The sequence below is a fragment of the Bradyrhizobium sp. WSM1417 genome, assembly GCF_000515415.1.
In the GTDB taxonomy this organism is placed as follows: Bacteria; Pseudomonadota; Alphaproteobacteria; order Rhizobiales; family Xanthobacteraceae; genus Bradyrhizobium.
This window is the reverse complement of record NZ_KI911783.1, coordinates 5,510,833-5,532,645: the sequence shown is the minus strand read 5'-3', so window position 1 is coordinate 5,532,645 and position 21,813 is coordinate 5,510,833. Positions and strand designations below refer to the sequence as shown.

Here is a 21,813-nt window from a genome sequence, read left to right as displayed (position 1 = left end):
ATTTGAATCTGGCCCAGCTATTCGAAATCCAGCGATGCAAGCGGCCCGATACGCTCCTCCATCCACGCGCGCAAGGCGGCTTCACCGCCAAGCAGGATGGCGGGGAGATAGTAGCCGGTACTAGCCGGACCGCGTGCGCCGCCTTTGCGATAGTTGAACCTTCGAATCGGAGAAACTGCCCCGATTTCCTTAATATGATTCCTATTTAAGGATTCCGGGGCAGTTTTCGCGCGCTCCGCATCATGCTTCGACAGGCCAAACGCCGTCATGGCATCCCGGCTGTTCGACAACACCACCCCCACGGCCATCATGTCTGCCTCGGCACCGGGACAGACGGCGCCCCACTCAACGACCTCGTCCACCGTAACCGGTAGGACGACTTCCCCGACTAAGTCGAGAAAGCACGGCGCCGTTCGACGGTGCGGCCTCAATCGACCGATGGCCTGCTCAAGCTCTTCTTCCGTGACGCCACGACGGACGGCCTCGGCGAACGGGTCGGGGTGACACTCAACGCTGGAGGCGGCGGCCGGACCTTCGGCCATCCGAATGCCGCCAGTCCGCTTTCGGTAGAACTCACCGATAGGCTTGACCGGGTATCCGGCAAATACGCTCGCGCGGGCCTCGATTTTGTTCGGAGGCAGCCACCACCGGCCGATGACGACCAGGCCCGCCACCGTTTCAAAATCGTTCAGGCCCGAGGTTGCACCAAAGTGCATCCAAGACACATTCGCCGGCAACCGACCGGCGAACCGCTCCTCGATACCAAGGTAAGAAATGACGCCGAGACGCTCCGGGGCAATCAGCGCGGCCCGCTGACGGATGTAGCGTAGGATATCCCGCTCATTGCGGGGGTGCGGCTTAGCCTTCTCGCCGATTCCGAGGGCGCCCATCGATACGGGTGCGCCGGTGACCTGCCGAACGTGGACATAATCCGGCCATTGGATGGTGATGTCGGCCTTCACGCTGGCGGCGACCGGAATGCCAGCGACTTCGTCCCCGAGCACGGCTGCGTGCAGAATCTCCGGCGTCGTGAGAGTTGCATCCAGGGCGAGCACCGGCGCCCACCATGACGGATCGAACGGGCGCAGCGGCGTCAGCGTGAACGCCCGGCCCGTAATGCTGATCCGCCCCGACTGCCGATGGTCAAACGCAAGAAAGACCGCGATTTCGTTCCAGAGGGCGCCAACATCCCGCGCCAATCGGTTCCGATCGCTGTGATTGTGGAGCGCGAGAATAAGTCCAGACTCCTTCATGCCCGGTTGCAGAACTTCCGGCCGGATGCGCCGCTGCTCTAAGGTCGCGGCCCGCAGGGCGGTATGCGAAAAGATGCGGTGATCTTTGTCATCTTGGAGCGCCGCGCGGGACAACGGCCCGTCGCCGTTCGCCTTTGCCACCGCCAGCAGCTTTGCGCGCATACCAAGCAGGAAGTCGTGTTCTTCGTCGCCGCAAAGTTCGATCTTCGCGCGCCAAAGCTCGGTCACATCGATCGTCGTTGTATCGCCAATTGCATTGTCGTGGAACTTCTCGTCGATCACAAGGCCATCTAGCTCGGGCAGGAAGTCCGGCTTTTTGTATAGGAGCGATGCGGACGTAATGATCCAAAGATCCGGCTTGGCCTCGCGCTGGCGCTCATGCCCGCAATCAGTAGCGAACGGACATTGAAACAAAGGCCCATCGATCCGGCGCATGCAGACGGCAGGCCGGACGCCGACGCCCAAAGCAATGGCCGCAGTCGCAGCGGGCAGGTTTCGACACATGGTCTGCCCCGGTGCGTCGGGGTCCGCCCGCTCGCGGCCACGATAGACCCGCGCGTTGATGCCAAGGCTCTTCAAATTGAGCGCGATCTTCTCGCCGAGGTCGATTCGCGGCACCACATAGGCGAGGCGCCAGCCGCGCCGGGTCCACTCGGCGACATTCCGAGCGGCCTGGAATGACTTGCCGCCGCCAGCGTCGATCTTCACGCCCCACACGGGCGGTTTCCTATGGATCAGCGGCGACGTGAGACGTGCCTGGTTGCGATAGATGCGCCACGTCTTCATCTGCGCTTCAAAGTCGTCCAGCGCGCCGCGCAATTCCGTGGTGGCGTTGGCGAGTGGAACGGCGCGGTCGGGATAGGTCGGCGCGAGTGAGCCGGACTTGGTTGAGCGTAGAAGGATCAGGCGCTCTTCCGGCAATCCGAGTTGTTGGCGCAGCCATGCCGCCGCAGCCGGGTAAGGAATGCGCCGCGCCTTGGCGACGACCTTGATAGGCGTCCAGCCTTGGTCGCCGAAATCGAAAATTCCGGTCGGATGAAACGACAGGTTCGTTTGACGCTGAGCCTCAGAACGGCCCGAGCCCGAGCCACGCCAAGGCGCGATTGCGCGATAGCCAACGCCATTCGGGCGGGTCTTTGGCAAACCCAGCGCAGGGACCCACGCATGCAGGTTTGCGAGCGCCGCCGTATTCACATCGTCGTGCCACAGCAGGTCGTCGGCTGTCTGGCCTCGCGTAGGCCGTTCAACGGCAGCGCCACGCGGCTCTCGCTCGGGAGCATCCCATCCATATGCGCGAAGCACTTCCTCCATCGCCGCGACATGCGCGCCGGTGATCTCGGGAAGGTCACTGAGCGACGTATCGAGCAACGTCCGCTCGGTGGTCCACTCATAGGACCGAGCGAGGTCGGGATGCATCGTCGGGGGAAGTACGGTCTGCTTTCGGCCGCTCAGGAAGTCGAGCAAGCCGCGTTTGTCAGCGGAGCGGTAGTTCTTCGACGGCAGCGGCTCGGCGGCAAGATAAAACGCGGTAAGTCCTTTGCGACCACGCTTCGCAACTTTAACCGGCGGAAGAACGGCAAGGATCGGATCAGTCAGGGCATCATCGTCGATATCGATCGCGACCAAGCCGCCGAAGCCGGTGGCTATGCCCACTCCAGCATCCGGCCAGTTTGACCAATAGTCGACGATCTTGGGGTGCATCTGCCGGTCGCAGAACAACTGCCAATTTTTGAGCCTATACCACTCCGGCTCACCGGCTTGATTGACGTCGAGCCTGCCGGGCTCTTTGCCTTTCGGACTCTGCTCGCGTTCACCCCACGGCGCAATAGGCAACGGCGAATAGCCGCGCTCGATCAGCACCGGGGCGGTCAGGGCAAAGGGGGAAGCCACTGATCACTCCCAGATGCAGAGAATGTGCCGCCACAACGGGCGGTGCGGACTCGTCCAGAAGTCGCATGATGCGTTTTGGATTTCCGCGAGCGAAACAAGCCGCCTCAGGTTCGGTTGCGCGGTGTTGCGGAAGAAGACGCTGCCGTCTTCAAATACGCGCATCTCGTACTCGCGAGGCGAGACGGTGCGGAGGTATCGTTCATGCTGACGCGCCGCTGCGAGAACGGTGTCGGCATTGATCGGAGGGGGATTGTAGCTGGCCCGCCGGACGGCGAGAGTCGGATATTGTGAAGTCACTGTCAGGGTCTCCAAGCTTTCCAAAGCCGTTCGCGCTCCAACGCGGCGGCTTTGTCGTTTTTCAGGCTATGCGACAGCAACACGCCGCGCTTCGAGCCATAGGTCCACGTCCGATCGGCGATAACGCACGGCACCCCCGGGCAGGCGGAACCAAGCCGGGCCGGTGCCTTCACGGCGATACCGCTGCAACGTCGGTCGCGACACTCCAAGTTCTGCCATGAGGTCATCTTGAAACATCAGCGTTGAGTTCGACATTTTGGTCCCCGATCGTTCGTGAAACCAAAAGAGCACTGCCACACAGCAGTGAACAGGTAGCTTTAGTCCCTCGTGCCACATATCCACATGCGCAAGAAGGCCGACGCGGGCCGAGACAACGCATCGGCTGCGGGGTCAGTAACTCTCGTTGCTGAGGGAATATCGGGCGAGGGCGGCGCCGATCAATGCTGCATGATATTAAAGAGCACGAGCGCAAAGCTCCTGGTTGGTCGGACCGAGCAACAAAGCGTTCGCCCTCACGGATAACCGGGCCTGCTATTGACCTATTGTGCTGGTGTGAGAGCAAGTAGGCGCACTAAACCGCCACGACGTTTTTCGTCTTCTCAAGGTAGGTGGTCAGGTCGGCAATCTGATTTCCAATAATGGATCTGGATGTTTGCCATCGATATGGTCTATCCGGGAAGTGGCAAGATTTCCGATGTAGCGGCTCAGTAACCGAGCCATAATCACTAGCCACTGGTCACCCGCACAAAGGCAAACTGGAATGGACCCGCTCGCGGTAGAGCACGCTAAGGCCAGGCTCCGTAAGGCAGAGAAGGCCGTCGAAGCTCTTAAGAATGCCAGCAATTTCGAAAGCGCTGAAGACGCTTGGTCCGATTTCTTGATGGCATCGTCGGCCATCTATTCGAAGCTGGAGCAGGGGGCCAAGGGTGCAACGAGTGCGCCGTGGTACGGGCGCCAAAAGCACGAGCGTAGAACCGACCCGCTTCTAAACTACCTGCACATCGCCCGAAATTCCGATGAGCATGGTATCGATCGGGTCGCCGCACGCGGTGGCAACCTGCGTGACATGGTTGGTGGTGCCGGCGAGGAACTCAAATTCAATGAACGTCGTCCTTATCGAATCGAAACGGTTCGAGACGGTAAAACTGGCGAGGTGAAACTATCCGATATTCCCACTTACCTTTATGGCCCCTCGCTTCAGATGGTGACGGTCCATGATAGGCGCACAGGAGTATCGCGTGCGCCTCCGACGCAGCACCTTGGCCAACCGATTCATCTCGATGATCTATGGCTGACCGGAGTAGCTGAGCTCGGATTAGCTTATTTCCGTCAAATAGTTGCCGAAGCGGCGCGGCAGGCAAGTAGTTTGCCTTGATTTGCTGCCTCTGCGTTCTCAACACGGGCAGAGCTTTTGTGAAGCGAGCACATCGGACTTAAGGGAGCGAGAGTGTCTTCCCGAAGGTCGTCACCGGCGAGCGCCAAAAGGTCGAAGGCGTAGAGTTGGGCTTCCGAGTTCCGCCGGTTGCCATGGAGGGCGTCAAAGTCGGCGTCGCCGGTCTCCGTCAGGATCACGATCTCGCCGTCGAGCACGAAGCGCTTGGTCCGCAGCTTAAGAGCGGCCTCGACGATCAGGGGATCGCGCCACGTCCAATCGAGCCCGGACTTGGACAGAAGCCGCACCTTGTCGTCGTCGCGTTCCAGAAGACCCCGATACCCGACCATCTTGATTTCGTGTATCCACTCGGAACCGGCCGGGGCGGTCTTCACGGGCTTCGGCGAGCAGCAGCCGATACGCTTCAGCATGTGTCGGATGTAGTTGCGCTGACGAAAAAGGCCACCGCCCTATGGACAAACCATTTTCGCCGCAAACCGAAGCGATGTTGGCGGGCTTCTTTCTAGCGTTCGCGATGTGGATTTTGGGACACCGGGTCGGCATGGAGATCATTGAATCGATCGCCTTCGCGATCATGTCCGCAGGCGGCGTGATGGGCCTAGTGAAGTATCTGAAGCGAAGGGACGACGACGCTTAGGCGATCGTCCACCCCGACCTCGGCGGCTAAATCGGGGTGCGTTTTGTGATACAAACTGGGATCAATTTGGGATACATAGGGCAGTCTTCAGGCGAAATTATATAATAAAATCAACAAAACGGAGCATCGCTTGGTTCCCTCCGAGCGCACCAAGCGAACAGACACGCGAAAGATTGTTTCGCGATCTCGGTGCCCGCCGTGTTCGCAGTGCGAACCCTGGAACGGGGCCTCCCCAAGTCCTCGATGTTCGATCTCGCGGCCGAGAGTCGGCGCGATCGTCGTCCGCAACTCGCAATCACTTCGGCAAGGTCAGCGGAGCCACGCGCCTGCGGCTACACAGGCGATCCCGGCAGTGCGCGCGATCCAGCGTCCCACCGGCGTGACTTTCTCCAAAAGTACAAGCAACGACAAAAGCGCGATCCAGAGCACGTTCATCACGCCGCCCACGAACAACAGCGCCATCAAGACCCAGCAGCAACCGACACAATAGCCTCCACGCCGAAAGCCCAGCAGCAAGCAGCCTCGCAGGTCGCTGCGAAAGCCGCCGTGGCGCATCAGGAACAGAAGCGGCGACTGGCATTGGGCGAGGCAGATGTCTTTGAGCCGAGTCCATTGATAGATGCCCGCCGCGATCAGCACGATGGCGCCGAGCAGATTGCTCGCGATCGCCATCCGGGAATCCAGCAGGGCGGCCCGCTCGATCGCCCATTGGAGCAGGGTGGCTGCCAACGAAAAGCCGCACCAGGCGAAAAGATAACCGGCGGCGAACCAGCCGGTCGCGGCGAATGGCTTGCCCTGCGCTTTGCCCTGTCGGCCTACGCGCGCGTACATCAGGATCATGGGCGCGGCCGAGGGAGCCATCATTCCGATCATCATCACCGCCCACATCAGAAACACATAGGCGAACTCGATCGCTCGCCAGGGCTCGTCGGCCGGCAGCATGATTCCGATCCCGGCCGGGATCATGCGGAACTCGGTCATGTCCATGCCGCCCATGTCCATGTCGTTGGCGAGCCAGAGCACATAGCTCCATGCCAACGCGACCATGAGTACGATCGCGCCGCCGCCGATCCAGCGATCGCGCCGCAGCACGGCTTCCAGGGGGCTGTCTGTCATTTGCGATCGATGTTGTGCGATCGATATTGCCGGCCGCTGGCGCAGGCGGGTATTGGGAGTTTACGTCACGCCTGGTTCGACCAGCGGATCGGCGCATAGAGGCCGTTTTTGCCGGAATTGTCCCAGCGCATGCCATGATCGCTGAAGGTATTGCCGGCGGCGCCGACGGCCATCACCATGGCGTCGGGGCTGACCGGATGGCCGATGTTTGTCCACATCTCGCCGCTCGGATGCATGGTCGGCAGCGGATCGACGGACATGTGCAGGACGCCGGGGATTTCCGCCGACCGCGTCTTGCCGTCGATCCGGAACGTAATCGGAACCTTGCGCACCCCAGGTTCTTGCTGATCAATGGCGCGAACGCGGCCATGGGACCGCCGGCGCCGCCGGTGAAGATTGCAGCCAAGGCCTCGGTCTGGTCATCGTTGGCGAGCTGATCGATATAGGCAGCCACCGACCAGTCTCCGTCTGCCATGACCCCAGGTGCGTGGAGGATGACGAGCACATTCAGCTCATCGAGTGCGATATCGCCATAGCGGCCGGTCTCGACGTGGAAGATCAGCGGTACGTTGCAGAAGCCCTCGGTCGGTCGCGCGGTCAACGGGGGCGCCGCCGACACCAGGCAGGGGCACACGATGCTGCAATTGCAATTCTCGAAATAGTCACCGGAAAGGTGCCATGGGACATCCGCCATTGCTGTCTCCCGCTTGGCCGAACCCGATAGATGCTTTCGAATGAGCTACGTAGAGTTGAAAATTACGCTTGGTTGGGAAGCGGCGCAAGCCGATTCCACGACGCCGGGCTTCTCCCGATTGGTCTGCGCCGACAAGCACTTCCTCCGGCGCGGATGACCGGGGAACGATGGCGTCGGGATCGCATTTGCAGTCGGTGAGCTCGCTGCGGAAATGCCGGCTCCCGGCGCGCGGCCATGTTTCTGATGGTGAAGGACGATGAAAGACAGCGCGTCGGAAGTGACCGACATCCGCGACGCCGTTCACTTGTGCATCGACATGCAGAACATCTTCGCTCCGGGCGGTCTCTGGGCGACGCCATGGATGGCGCGAGTGTTGCCGACGATCGCCTCGATCGTTTCGCGCCATCAGGCCAGAACGATCTTCACGCGATTCATTACGCCCGAAGATCCGGAAGATCGTCCGGGGCAATGGCAAAGTTATTTTCGTCGCTGGCGACAGGCGACCCGCAAACAGCTTCCGCCGTCCGGTCTTGAACTCGTGCCGGCCCTGCGCCGGTTCGTTCCGCCGGCGGCCATCATCGACAAGCCGGCCTATTCGGCCTTCAGCAATCCCGGCCTCGCGAGCCTGCTCATCGAGAAGAGCGTCGGCACAGTCGTGATCACGGGCGCAGAGACTGACGTCTGCGTGCTCTCGACGGTCTTAAGCGCCGTCGATCTCGGCTTTCGGGTCGTCATCGTCGAGGATGCGCTGTGCAGCTCGTCCGACGTCGGCCATGATGCGCTCATGACGATGTACCGCACCCGCTTTCACGGCCAGGTCGATCTGATGACCGCCGAGGAATTGGCGGAGTTCTGGCGGGAGTAGGGGCAATCGGCTCAGTTGACGTTGTCCGCCAGCATATTGTGGAATGCCGTAGCGACGGCGGCAATGCCGCTGGCGCCGTGCATCAGCGCGATCTCGCCCTGCTGCTCGTGGCGGATGGCGTGCGCCATCACGCGCAGGCGCAGATCGCCGCCGCTATGCCACATCTGGTCGGCCATCCTGACCGCGCCGGCGTGATGCTTGCTCATCGTCTCGACGAACACCGGGTCGAACTGGTCCGCAGGCGCGGCCTTGACCTGCCGCATCTCGGCCTGGGTCAGGAAGCCCGGCATGGCGGCACGTTCGTCCGAGCTGCAATCGGGCATCTCGGTGTCGAACCAGCTCAGCCACCAGGTCTCGAAAATCCGGTTTTCGCCGGTCTGGCTTGCGACCATCAGCATCGCCAGCTTTCGCAGATGCGGGTCCTGCGCGCGCTCCGCGGCGATCCGCGCCAGCGCGATGCCCTGGGCGTGATGCGCGGTCATGTGACGGATGTAAGTCTGGTCCGCGTCCCTGTCGCGGCCGGCCCACGGCGGCTCGTAACCATGGCTGCCGAATAAGGCGGTCGCGCCGAGCAGCGCGATCAAGGCCAGCGCGCCGGTGATCCAGGCATTGGTGAAGCGAACATTGCGCGCGGGTGCCGCGCCTCGCCTCCAGCGCAACCGGGCGAACAGCGGATACATCACGGCCGAGGAGCCGTGGACGAGCAGGCCGATCCAGTAGGGTTGCTGCAGCGTGAACAGCGGCTGCCAGAACGGAAACAGCGGCACCAGCACAAACCATTCCATGCTCGAAGAGAATACGGCCCAAGGCAGCGCGAGCAGCAGGATCGTCAGCGGCCGCAGGTCGGCGGTCCAGCGCCCGAGCACACCGAAGAACACCAGCGCCCAGGAGAAGTCCGCCCATTGGTGGAAGGCGATCCCGGCAAGGATCGCGCTCCACGACGGCTCTGCGCTGATCGCCCAATCGCGCGCGGGAATGGCGGCGACCGTCATCCAGTCGACGGCGGCATCGCGTCCGATGCGCGCGGCGAAGAGCTGGCTGACGATGGTCGAGAAGGTGCTGCTGATCAGGCCCAGTTCGGCAGCGGCGACCCAGCGTGAGCGCCGCCGTGAGGCGCCTTCATGACCGGGGCGAATTGAACTGGAAATGGCTGACGGCGCGGGGGCGTTCACGTCAGCTGATTGAGCTTCTTCAACGGATTGAGCTCGCTCGGCTTGCCTTGTTCGTCCCGGCCGCGCTCCGCTTGCTCCTTGCCTTCCTCATGGAGATCCTGATCGCCGACGATCTCGCCGACGGCCTGTTTCGCCTTGCCAGCGATCCGCTGACCGAGGCCCTTGGTCTTGCTCATGGTCCGCCTCCAGGCTCACGCCGCTACCCCGGCGCTTGAAGGGGGATGAGCGCCAGGGCCGCGGTTTCGTCTATTCAGCCTCCGGCACGGGGCGTCGGAAGCGTTGAATGAGACTCTCTGACGCGCGGATGGTTCCTCGGCCGTCATCGTGGCTCGAGTGCAATGATCACGCCTTCATTGCCGCGGAGCAGGATGGAGGCGTCCGGCAACGGCTCGGACGACCGGTCGAGATGGGTGGACATCAGCAGGCGGCCGCGACCTTGCCAATGCCATTTCCGCGGCTCGCCGGCGATGTTGAGCGCGACCAGAATGTCGCTGCCGTCACCCGTCCGCCTGTAGGCAAGAACGTCGTTCTGCGCCCGCAGCGGCGCGTAACCGCCGTGGCGCAGGCACGCCTGCTCGCGCCGCAGTGTCATCAGCGCGCGAAACAGCGCCAGGATCGAACGCCCGTCGCGCTGCTGCGTGGCCACGTTGGCCGCGCCGTCGGGAGGCTCCAGCGGCAGCCATGGATCGCCGGTCGTAAAGCCGCCGTTGCTGCTGTCATCCCATCGCATCGGCGCGCGTTCGGGATCGCGGCAAAGGCCATACCCCGGCACGAGCTTCTCGAAGGGATCGTGGACGCGGTCGGGCGGAATGGGAACGCGCTTGCGGCCGATCTCGTCGCCCATGAAGAAGAACGGCGTTCCCCGCAGCGTCATCAGCAGCATCGCCAGCACCCGCATCTGCGCGTCGCCGATCTTGCTCGCGATCCGTTGCTTGTCGTGACCACCGACCACCCAGACCGGCCATGCATGATCCGGGATGGCGTTGAAATACGCGTCGATCGTTGCTTGAAGGGACAGCGCGTCCCACTGCGAGTCCAGCAGCGCAAAATTGAGCGGCAGATGCAGGCGCGGTCGGTCGTTGCCGTAGAAGTGGCCGATGCGGTCGGTCTTGCCCTGGACTTCGCCGCACAACATCCGCCCCGGATACCCGTCGATCACCTCGCGGATGAATTCGATGCAATCCATCGTCTCCGGCCGATCGTCGGTAAAGACGGGCGTCTGGCGCTGCGGCGGCGGCTTGCCCTTCGCTTGCGGGTTATGTGGATTGTCGCGCAGCAGCGCGTCCTTGATCAGGACGGCGCTGGCATCGACGCGAAAGCCGTCGACGCCGCGATCGAGCCAGAAGCGCATGACATCGGCGATCTCGGCGCGCAGCTGCGGGTTGCGCCAGTTCAGATCGGGCTGCTCGACCAGGAAGGAATGATAGTAATATTGCCGCCGCGCCTCGCACCATTCCCAGCCGCTGCCGCCGAAGCGGCTCAGCCAATTGTTGGGCGGGCCGCCATTCTCGGCCGCGTCGGCCCAGATGTACCAATCGGCCTTCGCGCTGTTCCGTGAGCTGCTGCTCTCGACGAACCATGCGTGATCGTTCGCAGTATGGTTGGGCACGAGATCGAGGATCACGCGGATCCCCGCCGCGTGCAGCGCCTTCAGCAGGCGGTCGAACGCGTCGAGACTGCCGAACGCGGGGTCGATGGAGCAATAATCGGAGATGTCGTAGCCGAGGTCGCGGAAGGGGCTCTTGTAGACCGGCGTCAGCCACACCGCGTCGACGCCGAGCCATTTCAGATAGTCGATCCGCGATGTCAGGCCGGCGAGGTCGCCTTTGCCGTCGCCGTCCGAGTCCTGGAACGAGATCAGTGCGATTTCGTAGATGACGGCGGATTCCCACCACGCACCTTTGTTACGGGACTCGTCGCTCATTGCCTTGCATCACTGTCTTGCATCACCTCCTCGTGCGTCCTCAGGTCCGTCCCGTCGTGGCGTGCGCTGCGATCTGCTTGGCCGCGGTTTTGGCGCTCTCGATGCCCTTGGGATAGCCGCTGCGGTTCGGATACAGCTTGCGCCGTGCGTCGCGCGGCGGCCGCTGCGGCTTGGTGTCCTGCGCGGCGCGGTAGTCGAGCATCGCGATGCCGCCAACCATCAGCAGCGCCAGCGCAATGTTGCCCTTTTTGGGATTGTCCGCGGTCATGCCCGAGAGTAGCGCGGCGGCATCGAGGCCGTCGCCGCCGACGCGGGCCCACAGGCCGGCGTTCTTCTCGACCGAGAGGGTCATGACCCCGGCAAGGATTTCCCGCACGCCAAAGGCGCGGACCAGCGTCTCATGGCCTTCCATGCCCAGCGTTTCCGTGACGCGTCGCGGCGCGAAGAATTCGACGACGCCGAGACCAATGCTGAACCAGCCGAGCGCACGCGCGAGCTGGTCTTCGGGCCGCTTCAGGCTCGGGCCGCCCTCGACGATCTTCGGATCGCCCTTGGTGCGAACGATGTTGGAGAAATGAAACATGGATCTTGCTCCTCAGGGCTTCAGCACGACCTTGACGCAGGAGTCGCGCTTGTCGCGAAACACCTGATACATCTCGGGGCCTTGGCTAAGCGGGACGGTGTGGGTGATGACGAAGGACGGATCGATCTGGCCTTCCTCGATTCGGTGGAGCAGGTCGTCGGTCCAGCGGTTGACGTGGGTCTGGCCGGTGCGCATCGTCAGGCCCTTGTTCATGAAGGCGCCCATCGGAAGCATGTCGGAGAATCCGCTGTATACGCCCGCCACGGAAATGATGCCGCCGGGCCGGCAGACATAGATCATCTCGCGCAAGACATGCGGCCGGTCGCTCTCCACCATCACCATCTGCTTGGCGCGGTCGAGCAGTGTGTCGGGTAGGGAGGCCATCACATGCGATTCCATCCCGACGCAATCGATACATTTCTCGGGCCCTCTGCCGTCGGTGAGCTCCTCGAGCCGCTCCAGGACGCTTTCGGTTTCGAAATTGATGGTGGTGGCGCCGCCGGCTTCTGCCATGCTGAGCCGTTCGGGCAGGCAGTCGATCGCGATCACCTGGTTGGCGCCGAGCAGGATGGCGCTGCGGATCGCCATCTGCCCCACGGGACCGCAGCCCCAGATCGCGACCGTATCGGTCGGCTCGATGTCGCATTGTACAGCAGCCTGCCAGCCGGTCGGGAAGATGTCGCTGAGAAACAGCAACTGCTCGTCGGGAATGCCCGCGGGCACCTTGATGTGGGTAGCATCGGCGAACGGCACGCGCAGATATTCGGCCTGGCCGCCGGGATAGCCGCCGGTCAGATGCGTATAGCCGAACAGGCCGGCGCCCGAATGACCAAAGGCCTTTTCAGCGAGATGACTCTTGCGATTGGTGGTTTCGCAAACCGAGTAATTGCCGCGCTTGCACTGGTCGCATTCGCCGCAAATGATCGTGAAGGGCACGACGATGCGGTCGCCCTTCTTCAGCTTGCCGTCCACGCCGGAGCCGACCTCGACCACTTCGCCCATGGTCTCGTGGCCCATGATGTCGCCGGGCAGCATGCCCGGAATGTAGTTGTGAAAGAGGTGCAGGTCCGAGCCGCAGATGGCGCAACTCGTGACTTTAATGATGGCATCGCGGGGATCCTGAATCTCCGGATCAGTGACGGTGTCGCAGCGTATGTCTTCCTTGCCGTGCCAAACCAGCGCCTTCATCTCTGTCCTCCCGCGAGTTACGAGGCATCCAAGTCGAACAACGAACGATGGTTGCTATTGCACGTGGAAAATCTTCGCACCGCACATTCTCCGGAGTGAGGTTTGGCTTGGATAGGAACGAGAGGCGGTTGCCGCCATTGGAGCGTCATCAACGCCATCGCCAGGATACGAGAAGGATACGCTCATGCCCGCCAACCAACTTGCCGTCGTCACCGGCGCCTCCACCGGCATCGGCCTGGAACTCGCCAGATGTTGTGCCCAAGGGGGCTTCAACCTTGTCATCGCGGCGGATGAGCCCGAGATCGAGAGGGTGGCCGTCGATCTCCGCAGGCTCGGCGGCGGCGTCGAGCCGGTCCAGGCTGATCTTGCCACCACGCAAGGCGTCGACAAGCTCTGCGCCGCCGTCGGCGACCGGCCGATCGACGCGCTGCTCGCCAATGCCGGCGTCGGCCTCGGCAAGGCTTTCCTCGATCAGGATTTTGCCAGGATCAAGCACCTCGTCGACACCAACATCACCGGCACGCTGTATCTGATCCATCGCGCCGGCAACGAGATGCTTCGCCGCAATTCGGGCCGTATCCTGATCACGGGCTCCATCGCCGGATTCACGCCGGGCAGTTTTCAGGCGGTGTACAATGCCAGCAAGGCCTTCCTCGATTCATTCTCGTTCGCGCTCCGCGAGGAGCTGCGCGACAGCGGCGTCACCGTCACCTGTCTGATGCCGGGCGCCACCGAAACCGAGTTCTTCCGCCGCGCCGACATGATGGACACCAAGGTCGGCACCGAGCCGAAGGACAGTGCTTACGACGTCGCGAAGGCCGGCTTCGACGCCATGTTGCGCGGCGAGTCCGACATCGTAACCGGAATGAAGAACAAGCTTCAGACCACCATCGCCAACGTCACGCCGAACGAGATGCTGGCCAAGCAGCATCGCAAGATGGCGGAGCCGGGCACGGCGAAGTCGTAGGACAATGCCCTCGCAATCTCTGCTGGGCGCTGCGGCCGATCTCAAGGACCGACAAAGGAGCACGCCGATTCACATAGCCTAATGCGCAAAGCTCCCCGAGCCCTCAGACTGGTTCGGCTGGAAAAAGGGGGCTTGTGATGCCGATGGATCGCGTCGAACAGGCCTTTGTTGCAACGGCGATCACGGGCTTTCTGGTAATGATGGCGGCGATCGTCTGGATGATGATGGGCTGATGGCGGGGAGGGCTGCTGATTTGCGGATCGCGTTGCCCTATGCTGCGGTGCTCCTGTGCCTGGCGGTGACCGCTTGGCTCGCTTTCGCGCATCTGCTCTGATCGCGGTGCGGCTCAACCGTGCGGATCGGCGATCAGCGCGGCGAGCCTGTGGGCCATCGCCGGCAGATCAATCGGTTTCTCCAGGATCGGCACGTCGTGGAATTCCGGACTGATCGTGACCTTGTCGTATCCGGTCGTGAACAGGAAGGGTATGTTCCGTGCCTTCAGTTCGCGCGCGACAGGAAAGATCATCTCGCTGCGGATGTTCACGTCGAGCACGGCGGCATCCAGGACGCTGCCGTCGTGCAGGATCCTGAGCGCGTCGTCGAGATCGCCTACGGGGCCCGCGATGTCGGCGCCGAATTCGCGACATGCCCTGCCGATGTCATCGGCGAGAAAATATTCGTCCTCGACGACGAAGATCCGGCGCCCCGTGAGCGGCGACTGCGGATCTGACAATGTGGACGCTATCGCCATGGCGCTTCCGTGGCTTCCTTCCGGTCCCTAGGAACATCAGGCGGTGACTGGCCTTGGTATAACCACACAACCGAAAGCGGGTTCCATGAGCAACCGCGATATCATCGTCATAGGTGGCTCGGCCGGCGCGACCGCACCGCTGAAGCAGATCCTCGGCCGGCTGCCGCCGGATCTGCCCGCGGCGGTGTTCATCGTGCTGCACATCCCGGCGCAGGGCATCGGCATTCTCTCGACGGTCGCCAGCAGCGCCGGCCCGCTCCCGGTCCGGCAGGCCGAAAACGGCATGAAGATCGAGCCCGGCCAGGTTTATCTGGCCGCACCGGACCATCATCTGCTGCTGTCCGAAGATCGCGTGTTCCTCGGGCGCGGCCCGCGCGAGAACATGGTCCGGCCGGCCATCGACGCCTTATTTCGCTCGGCCGCCATCAATTATGGCCCGCGCGTGATCGGTGTGCTCCTGAGCGGCCTGTTGTCCGACGGTTCGGCCGGTCTCAACGCCATCAAGCGTTGCGGCGGGATCTCGGTGGTTCAGGATCCCTCGGACGCCATCGCCGATGAAATGCCAAGGAGCGCCCTGGAGGCGACCATCATCGATCTTTGCGTCCCCGGCGCCGGGATAGGCGATGTATTGTCCGACCTCGCCAAGGAGGCTGCCGGCGCCGCGCTGCCGATTCCGCCGGAGATCCGGCTGGAGGTCGAGATCGCGGCCGGCGAGCGCATCGGCAGTGACAATCTCCTGTCGCTGGCTGATCCCGTTGCGCTGACCTGTCCGGCCTGTGGGGGCGTGCTGTCCGAGGTCAAGGAATCGCGCCCGATGCGCTTTCGCTGCCAAGTTGGCCACGCCTTTGCCGCCGACGTCCTTGCAAAAGAGCAGGAGGGGCGAGTGGATGAAGCCCTGAGGGTCGCGCTGCGCATCATCGAGGAGCGGGCTGAGCTGGTGCAGCGCATGGCCACCGACGGCCGGCGCAGCGGCCGGCCCGCGGTTGCCGAGATGTACCAGGCGCGGGCCGCCGAATATCGCGAATATGCCGACATGATCCGGCGCGTCGTGCTAAAGTCGCTCGATCCTCCGGTTCGCAAGCGGGAGGCTTGAGGTCGCCATGACCATTTCCGTCACCGAATGGACCGAACAGCTCGATACCGAGCGCCGCCAGCTGATCAAGGCCGACCGGGACATCGAGGAGGGTTGCCAGCGCATCCGCGATCAGGAGGATCGGATCCGTGAACTCAGTGCGGATGGCCACGACGCGAGCCAGGCGGAACGGTTGGCCGAGGTGCTGAAGCAGACCCTGACCGAATGGCTCCGGCATCGCGTCCTGATCGAGCAGCGGATTAGCTATCTTCGGCAGCAAGTCGGTCCGGAGTGATCCGGGGGTAGCAGGCCACTTGAGCTCCATCGCGAGCTCGTACATGCAGCTCCCACATGAAAGCGAGTTGCCGCTCCGCGCTGCGGCGCAAACGATTGTTCTCCTGGAGCAGCCGACGGGCCGTTTGGGTGGCGCCCTCGGCCCGCCTGATCAGGGCCGCAAGGTCGTCGGACGCCTGCATCACCGGCCCCCGGCTGTGGGCCTTTGGTCGGCAATTGACAACGATGTTCGTCGTATGGAACGCAGCGCGACATTTCCGCCTTCCACCTATTGGGATAACATCATTTCTGCTATTGCCGCGAGCGGGCGTCCCGTTTCGCGCCAATGAATGAGAGCTACCGAGACCATGCATGAAGTCGGCGACCAGTCGGTCGAAAGAGAGCGCCAGACCAGGTCTCCGCTGATCATCGGGGTGGGCGCCGCGCCGACAGCTCTGGATAGCGTCGAGCGGTTCTTTTCCAAGCTGACCGTGGGCGCCGATCAGGCCGTCGTGCTGGCGCTGCAACATCACGAGGCGCTCGACGAGCCGCGGCTGCGCCGGATCGTGCAAAACTCCAACGGCGGCAAGATCGCTGACATCAGTGACGGCCAAGCCGTCGCCGGCGGCACGATCTATCTGTGCCCGCCGGCGATGATCACGACGATCCATGGCGGTCGCTTCGCGGTCCGCGCGGCCGAGCAGGCGCCCGGCGAGCGGGCCACGATCGACAGCTTCCTGGTGTCTCTGGCGGAAGAACGCGCCGAGCAATCGATCGGCGTGATCCTGTCCGGCATCGGCGACGATGGCACGCTGGGGACCGCGACGCTAAAGGATCACGGTGGTCTCGCCATCGCCGAAAAGGGCGCGAGCGACGGGGCTGATGATCTGAAGGACGCCAACAGGCCGGCGGCGATCGCCGATTACGTGCTGACCGCGGAAGACATCGCCGAGCACATCCAGGTCTATGCCCGTCATCTGCGGCGGCTGGAGGAGAAGCAGGGGTTCGATGAGGTGCTGGCGGCCGCAGCGACCTCGCTGTCGCGCATTGCCGACATCCTGCGCAGCAAGACCGGCAATGATTTTCACGGCTACAAGCAGAACACCTTCCTGCGTCGCGTGCAGCGGCGGATGCAGGTGGTTCAGATCGCCGACATTTCCGCTTATGTCGATTTCCTGCGCAACGACCAGGACGAGGCGCAGGACCTCTTCAACGACCTCTTGATCGGCGTCACCGAATTCTTCCGCGACAAGCGCGAATTTGAGGTGCTCGAGAGCCAGGTCGTCCCGAAGCTGTTCGAAGGCAAGGGCGCAGGCCAGCAGGTTCGGATGTGGGTGCTCGGCTGCGCCACCGGAGAGGAGGCCTACTCGATCGGCATCCTCCTGCGCGAGCACATGGCCAAGATGGACTCGCCACCGCAGGTTCAGATCTTCGCGACCGACATCGACGGACGAGCGCTGGCGACCGCGCGCGTCGGCCGCTACCGCACCAAGATCGAGGCCGACATGACCAGCGAGCGCCTGGCGCGCTGGTTCGTGCGCGAGGGCGATACCTATTGCGTGGTCAAGGAGCTGCGCGAGATGTGCATCTTCTCGCAGCACAACGTGATCAAGGACGCACCGTTCTCGAAGCTCGATCTCGTCTCCTGCCGCAACCTGCTGATCTATCTCAATGCTGAGCTGCAGAACCGGGTGATTCCGCTATTCCACTTCGCGCTCCTGCCGGATCGCTTCCTGTTCCTCGGCAATTCCGAGAACGTTACGCGGCATCCAAAACTGTTCGTGCCGATCGACCGCCGCGCCCGAATCTTCAAGAAGCTCGACACCGGAACGCGGCTGCCGCCCGAATTTCCGATCACCACCGCCGCGGGGAGGGCAACCCTCGAGCTGGCGCCGCCGCGCTCTTTCCGCCCCGATGTCGGGCTGGAGCGCCGCGCGCAGCGGATCGCCGAGCGCTACGCTCCTGCCTATGTCATTACCGACGGCAACTTTCAGGTTCTGCACTTTTCCGGGCGCACCGGCCGCTACATCGAACCGACGGCAGGCGCTGCCACGCTCGATCTGCTCCAACTCGTCCACCGCGATCTCCGCCTGGACCTGCGCGCGGTGCTCAGCCGCGCGGAGGAGACCAACGAGCCGGCCTATGCCGAGCAGGTGCAGCTCGGCGCGAACGGCCAGCACATTCCCGTCGACATCACGGTGGAGCCGATCCAGGATGGCGGCGGGGGCCATCGCAATTTCGTCGTGCTGTTCAAGGACGGTCCGGTGCGCGCCGCCAATGCAGGCGAGGGCAAGCCCAATGCGCTGGTGCAGACCGAGCATGTCGAGCGTATCGAAGGTGAGCTGCGGACGACGCGGGAGCGCCTTCAGGCGACCATCGAAGAGCTCGAAAGCACCAACGAGGAGCTCAAGTCCTCGAACGAGGAATATCAGTCGCTCAATGAAGAGCTTCAGTCCGCAAACGAAGAGCTCGAAACCTCACGCGAGGAATTGCAGTCGGTCAACGAGGAGCTGACCACCGTCAACGGCGAACTGGCTCACCGCGTCCAGGAGTTGACACGCGCCACCAGCGACCTCGAGAATTTTCTGGAGAGCACGCAAATCGCGACCGTGTTCCTCGACAACGATTTGCGCGTGATGAACTTCACGCCGGCGATCACGCAGGTTCTGCATCTCATCGAAACCGACAGGGGCCGCCCGATCGCGCACATCAAGGCCCGTATTCCCATCGAGGAGCTATACGACGACATTCGCGGGGTCCTGCGGACGCTTGCCATTGCTGAGCGCGAGCTGAGGGACCCGGCCAGCGGCACGCGCTACATGGTCCGCATCCTGCCCTATCGCAGTATCGACAACTTCATCGCCGGGGTCGTCATCACCTTTGTCGACATCACCGCGATTACCCGCGCCGAGGAGCGGCAGCGCCTGCTGCTGGCCGAGCTCCAGCACCGGGTCCGCAACACGCTGGGCGTGGTGCGCTCGATCGCCCGTCGCACGGCCGATAGCAGTTCGACGGTCGAGGAGTTTGCCTCCCATCTCGATGGCCGGCTCAACGCATTCGCCCGTACCCAGGCGCTGGTGACCCGCGATCCCGAGGGCGGCGTTGATCTCGAATACCTCGCCGTCGAGGAGCTGCTGGCCTATAATGCCAGGGAAGGAGAGCAGGTACGGGTCAGCGGCCCCACCGTGCGTTTTCAGTCGAAGGCCGCGGAAACTTTCGCGCTTGCCATTCACGAGCTCGCAACCAACGCGCTGAAATACGGCGCCCTGAGCCGGCCGACAGGTCGCATCGAGATTTCCTGGCGCATCGAGCAGGGCACCGATCCGGCGGAGCTGGTGTTCGAGTGGCGGGAGCGCGGTGGGCCGCCGGTTGCGCCGCCGCCGCACAAAGGATCTGGGACCGAGCTACTGGAGCGCACACTCGCATTCGAGTTCAAGGGGCAGACCACGATGGCATTCAATCCCAGGGGGCTGGAATGCACGATCACCATTCCCCTCAGCAAGCGGGCGTTTCATACACCGGCGGTGGCCAGCTAATGCCCTTGTCGACGCTCGATCGCAGCCAGGTGGACCCGGTCATTCGCCGGCTGAACGTGCTGAGGCCGTTGTCGACGGAGGCCCGCACCTCGCTCGAATACGCGATGCTCGAGGGCCTCCAGCGCGCAGGGGCGGGCGAGGATCTGATCTCGGAAGGCGATCCGGTCGACAGCGTCCGCCTCGTGCTGTCGGGCTGGCTCTGCCGCTACAAGACGCTCGAGGATGGCCGGCGCCAGATCGTCAATTTTCTTTTTCCCGGCGAGAGTTGCGATGCGCACGCCTTCCTGCTGCCGGTGATGGATCATTCCATCGCGGCGATGACGCCGGTCGTCTACACCGAAATCAAGCGCGCGCGGTTCGAGAGTCTGTTGGCTGCCGACCGCTCGCTGGCGGAAGCTTTCTTGTGCGAGACTCTCGTCAACAGCGCCATTCAGCGCGAATGGGCCATCAATCTCGGGCGACGGGTGGCCTTCGAGCGCGTGGCCCATTTGTTCTGCGAGATCATCGAGCGGCTGCGTCCAGTCGGCTTGGTCGAAGGCAATTCCTGCGTGATGCCGGTGACGCAAATGGATCTTGCGGACGCCACCGGCCTGTCGGTGGTGCATCTCAATCGCACCGTTCAGGAGTTGCGCGCCTCCGGCCTGATCGTGCTGCGCGATCGCACGCTGACCATCACCGATCTCGATGCGCTCAAGGACGCGGCGCTGTTCTCGCCGAGCTATCTGCAACTCTATCGACGAAGCTAAGCGTCTTCTCGGCTGTTCCGAGATACTTGATCCAGGTTAGCGCTCGCGAATGTTTTTGAGCGAATGGCTGGTTTTGAGTAATTGACGTAACTTACGTAAAGGCGGTTTCGTCCCGGATCTCCTATCGTCCTTCCATGAACGACGTCCTGCTTGCCCGCGCTGAGCGCGCGATCGAAGCGAGCCGCGCCCTCCGAGCGCAGCGCCGAGCGGTCGCGGATCAGCTTGATGACGCCACGCGCGAGGTGCGCCGCGTGGTGATGGAAAGCGCGATGTTGCGCTCGGAGCTCAAGGCCCTTCGCGACAACCGGGACGGACAGGATCTCCGGCACCGCCTGCCGCCGGAATAGGAGCCGACGACACCAAACGTGCAGCATGCGCCGGGATGGGCGCGCCAGTCAGCGCCGCTTCGCTGCTTTGGATCGCCTGTTGTAAGGCGAGCGGTTGACGGGTCTCAGCGAAATGCCTTCGCGCTGCGCCTTGCTGCGAATGGCCGCGACCGGACGCTGCAGCTTGATGCTCATGACGCCCGTGGGCGTGTTTCCTTTCGCGAGCTGCTTGAGCTTGCTCACATCCGCAGGTGTCCACCGTTCGCGCGCCCGCCGCTTGTACGCGGGATTTGCCTTGCGCGGGCCCTTGCGGCCGATCGGTGAGCCCGGCCGTTTCCATGCTGCTTTCGCCATGATGATCCTCCTTCAAGTCCTTCATCAATCAGCGAATCAGCATTTCGGTTCCGGCGCAGTCGAAGCGGCGCCAGCGCGCGAAGGGAAGGCGCGCATCCGTCGCTGCTCGGCCGCTTCGTTTCGCATCAGCAAAATCACGCACTGTTAACTTATTGAAATGCCGGAACCTGCGGTTGCGGCCGAAGCTGCCCAACACTGCCGGGCTGGGCCGCCCCAACCGGCACGAAACTCTGGCCCCGGCGCCGACCTCCCGCCGGGGCCAATTCTCCCATCCCAATTCCTTCCATCTGAAGGGCTTTGTGAAAGTACAATGACCGCGAAACGCAACCGCAGGAAACAGACCCAATCGCTCCAGGAGCGGTTGGCGGCATTCGCCCAAACCGCTCGCGAGCGCGCGCGCAGCCTGCCGCCCGGCAAGGAGCGCGACATGCTGCTTCAGCGCGCCAAGCAGAACGAGGTGACCTCGAACCTGACGGACTGGCTGAGCGAACCCGTGTACCCGAGACGGGGAGGATGACGATGCGGAGCATCAAGCACTACCGCGCGTTCCAGATCGATCCGGACGGGCATGTGTTTGGATGCATCAACCTGGTCTGCGACGATGATGAGCAGGCCAAGCGCGAGGCTGCCTCGCTGGTGCTGGTGCACCGCATCGAACTGTGGCGGCTGGACCAGCGCATCGCGCAGTTCGATGTGCCGGCGGAAGTTGTTCGCCAGTAGGACGACGAGAGGAGAGGAAGAAGGAACCGCACGCTGCGCCCCGGGTTGGTCGGACT

Annotated in this window: 22 protein-coding genes and 1 pseudogene; 11 read left to right on the top strand and 12 right to left on the bottom strand. The window is 63.1% G+C overall.

What is annotated here, in order from left to right:
* Positions 1-17 precede the first annotated feature (17 nt).
* Positions 18-3,143 (bottom strand): bifunctional DNA primase/polymerase, encoded by a 3,126-nt coding sequence (locus tag BRA1417_RS41830; protein WP_084462297.1) that lies wholly within the window; start codon positions 3,141-3,143, stop codon positions 18-20.
* A gap of 363 nt (positions 3,144-3,506) precedes the next feature.
* Complete coding sequence (locus tag BRA1417_RS46345; protein WP_371260025.1) at positions 3,507-3,659, bottom strand: helix-turn-helix transcriptional regulator; 153 nt, start codon at positions 3,657-3,659, stop codon at positions 3,507-3,509.
* Positions 3,660-4,200: 541 nt separating this feature from the next.
* Between BRA1417_RS46345 and BRA1417_RS44320 the strand changes: the two genes are divergently transcribed.
* On the top strand, positions 4,201-4,815 hold the full coding sequence (locus tag BRA1417_RS44320) for a hypothetical protein (protein ID WP_156948938.1): 615 nt from the start codon (positions 4,201-4,203) through the stop codon (positions 4,813-4,815).
* On the opposite strand, the gene BRA1417_RS41825 is transcribed toward BRA1417_RS44320, so the two are convergent.
* On the bottom strand, positions 4,770-5,243 hold the full coding sequence (locus BRA1417_RS41825; RefSeq protein ID WP_051448387.1) for a hypothetical protein: 474 nt from the start codon (positions 5,241-5,243) through the stop codon (positions 4,770-4,772). The two genes, BRA1417_RS44320 and BRA1417_RS41825, sit on opposite strands and share 46 nt — an antisense overlap.
* Positions 5,244-5,284: 41 nt before the next feature.
* On the opposite strand from BRA1417_RS41825, the gene BRA1417_RS44315 reads away from it, so the two are divergent.
* On the top strand, positions 5,285-5,470 hold the full coding sequence (locus BRA1417_RS44315; RefSeq protein ID WP_156948937.1) for a hypothetical protein: 186 nt from the start codon (positions 5,285-5,287) through the stop codon (positions 5,468-5,470).
* 309 nt (positions 5,471-5,779) lie between these two features.
* Here BRA1417_RS44315 and BRA1417_RS0127005 read toward each other — a convergent pair whose 3' ends face one another.
* Both BRA1417_RS0127005 and BRA1417_RS40900 read right to left on the bottom strand, forming a co-directional pair.
* Positions 5,780-6,586 carry a DUF2182 domain-containing protein gene (locus BRA1417_RS0127005; RefSeq protein ID WP_027518472.1) on the bottom strand — a complete coding sequence of 269 codons (807 nt, stop codon included), beginning with the start codon at positions 6,584-6,586 and terminating at the stop codon, positions 5,780-5,782.
* A 65-nt stretch (positions 6,587-6,651) separates the two neighbouring features.
* Positions 6,652-7,280, bottom strand: a pseudogene (locus tag BRA1417_RS40900) (DUF1326 domain-containing protein).
* 256 nt (positions 7,281-7,536) lie between these two features.
* Between BRA1417_RS40900 and BRA1417_RS0126995 the strand changes: the two are divergent.
* A complete protein-coding gene (locus tag BRA1417_RS0126995; RefSeq protein ID WP_027518471.1) occupies positions 7,537-8,145 on the top strand; it encodes a cysteine hydrolase family protein in 609 nt (202 codons plus the stop codon).
* Between the two features lie 11 nt (positions 8,146-8,156).
* Here BRA1417_RS0126995 and BRA1417_RS0126990 read toward each other — a convergent pair whose 3' ends face one another.
* The 5 genes from BRA1417_RS0126990 to BRA1417_RS0126970 form a co-directional block, all read right to left on the bottom strand.
* A complete protein-coding gene (locus tag BRA1417_RS0126990) occupies positions 8,157-9,317 on the bottom strand; it encodes a DUF305 domain-containing protein (protein ID WP_027518470.1) in 1,161 nt (386 codons plus the stop codon).
* On the bottom strand, positions 9,314-9,493 hold the full coding sequence (locus tag BRA1417_RS0126985) for a hypothetical protein (RefSeq protein WP_027518469.1): 180 nt from the start codon (positions 9,491-9,493) through the stop codon (positions 9,314-9,316). Before BRA1417_RS0126985 ends, BRA1417_RS0126990 begins: the two co-directional genes overlap by 4 nt.
* 143 nt (positions 9,494-9,636) lie before the next feature.
* On the bottom strand, positions 9,637-11,241 hold the full coding sequence (locus tag BRA1417_RS0126980) for an alpha-amylase family glycosyl hydrolase (RefSeq protein ID WP_027518468.1): 1,605 nt from the start codon (positions 11,239-11,241) through the stop codon (positions 9,637-9,639).
* A 40-nt stretch (positions 11,242-11,281) separates the two neighbouring features.
* Positions 11,282-11,824, bottom strand: coding sequence for a hypothetical protein (locus tag BRA1417_RS0126975; RefSeq protein ID WP_027518467.1), 543 nt, complete (start codon positions 11,822-11,824; stop codon positions 11,282-11,284).
* A gap of 12 nt (positions 11,825-11,836) precedes the next feature.
* Entirely contained in the window at positions 11,837-13,012 is a 1,176-nt protein-coding gene (locus BRA1417_RS0126970) for a zinc-dependent alcohol dehydrogenase (RefSeq protein WP_027518466.1), read from the bottom strand.
* A 184-nt stretch (positions 13,013-13,196) separates the two neighbouring features.
* Here BRA1417_RS0126970 and BRA1417_RS0126965 point away from each other — a divergent pair, with 184 nt between their 5' ends.
* Complete coding sequence (locus BRA1417_RS0126965) at positions 13,197-13,979, top strand: SDR family oxidoreductase (protein ID WP_027518465.1); 783 nt, start codon at positions 13,197-13,199, stop codon at positions 13,977-13,979.
* A 346-nt stretch (positions 13,980-14,325) separates the two neighbouring features.
* Here the strand turns inward: BRA1417_RS0126965 and BRA1417_RS0126950 are convergent, their stop codons facing one another.
* Positions 14,326-14,730 carry a response regulator gene (locus BRA1417_RS0126950; protein ID WP_027518464.1) on the bottom strand — a complete coding sequence of 135 codons (405 nt, stop codon included), beginning with the start codon at positions 14,728-14,730 and terminating at the stop codon, positions 14,326-14,328.
* A gap of 85 nt (positions 14,731-14,815) precedes the next feature.
* Here BRA1417_RS0126950 and BRA1417_RS0126945 point away from each other — a divergent pair, with 85 nt between their 5' ends.
* The 5 genes from BRA1417_RS0126945 (at position 14,816) to BRA1417_RS0126925 (ending at position 20,704) form a co-directional block, all read left to right on the top strand.
* Positions 14,816-15,823 carry a chemotaxis protein CheB gene (locus BRA1417_RS0126945; protein WP_027518463.1) on the top strand — a complete coding sequence of 336 codons (1,008 nt, stop codon included), beginning with the start codon at positions 14,816-14,818 and terminating at the stop codon, positions 15,821-15,823.
* A 7-nt stretch (positions 15,824-15,830) separates the two neighbouring features.
* Positions 15,831-16,097, top strand: a complete 267-nt coding sequence (locus tag BRA1417_RS0126940) for a hypothetical protein (protein ID WP_027518462.1) — start codon at positions 15,831-15,833, stop codon at positions 16,095-16,097.
* Positions 16,098-16,443: 346 nt separating this feature from the next.
* On the top strand, positions 16,444-19,611 hold the full coding sequence (locus BRA1417_RS0126935; protein WP_027518461.1) for a CheR family methyltransferase: 3,168 nt from the start codon (positions 16,444-16,446) through the stop codon (positions 19,609-19,611).
* Positions 19,611-20,357 (top strand): Crp/Fnr family transcriptional regulator, encoded by a 747-nt coding sequence (locus BRA1417_RS0126930; protein ID WP_027518460.1) that lies wholly within the window; start codon positions 19,611-19,613, stop codon positions 20,355-20,357. Before BRA1417_RS0126935 ends, BRA1417_RS0126930 begins: the two co-directional genes overlap by 1 nt.
* A 134-nt stretch (positions 20,358-20,491) precedes the next feature.
* The gene (locus BRA1417_RS0126925) at positions 20,492-20,704 is read left to right on the top strand and encodes a hypothetical protein (RefSeq protein WP_027518459.1); all 213 of its coding nucleotides are present in this window, start codon (positions 20,492-20,494) and stop codon (positions 20,702-20,704) included.
* Between the two features lie 48 nt (positions 20,705-20,752).
* Here the strand turns inward: BRA1417_RS0126925 and BRA1417_RS0126920 are convergent, their stop codons facing one another.
* Positions 20,753-21,037: a hypothetical protein gene (locus BRA1417_RS0126920; RefSeq protein WP_027518458.1), complete on the bottom strand. Its 285-nt coding sequence runs from the start codon at positions 21,035-21,037 to the stop codon at positions 20,753-20,755.
* A 310-nt stretch (positions 21,038-21,347) separates the two neighbouring features.
* Here BRA1417_RS0126920 and BRA1417_RS0126910 point away from each other — a divergent pair, with 310 nt between their 5' ends.
* Together BRA1417_RS0126910 and BRA1417_RS0126905 are read left to right on the top strand one after the other, a co-directional pair.
* Positions 21,348-21,554: a hypothetical protein gene (locus BRA1417_RS0126910; protein ID WP_018455208.1), complete on the top strand. Its 207-nt coding sequence runs from the start codon at positions 21,348-21,350 to the stop codon at positions 21,552-21,554.
* A gap of 2 nt (positions 21,555-21,556) precedes the next feature.
* Positions 21,557-21,757, top strand: coding sequence for a hypothetical protein (locus BRA1417_RS0126905; RefSeq protein WP_027518457.1), 201 nt, complete (start codon positions 21,557-21,559; stop codon positions 21,755-21,757).
* Positions 21,758-21,813: the final 56 nt, after the last annotated feature.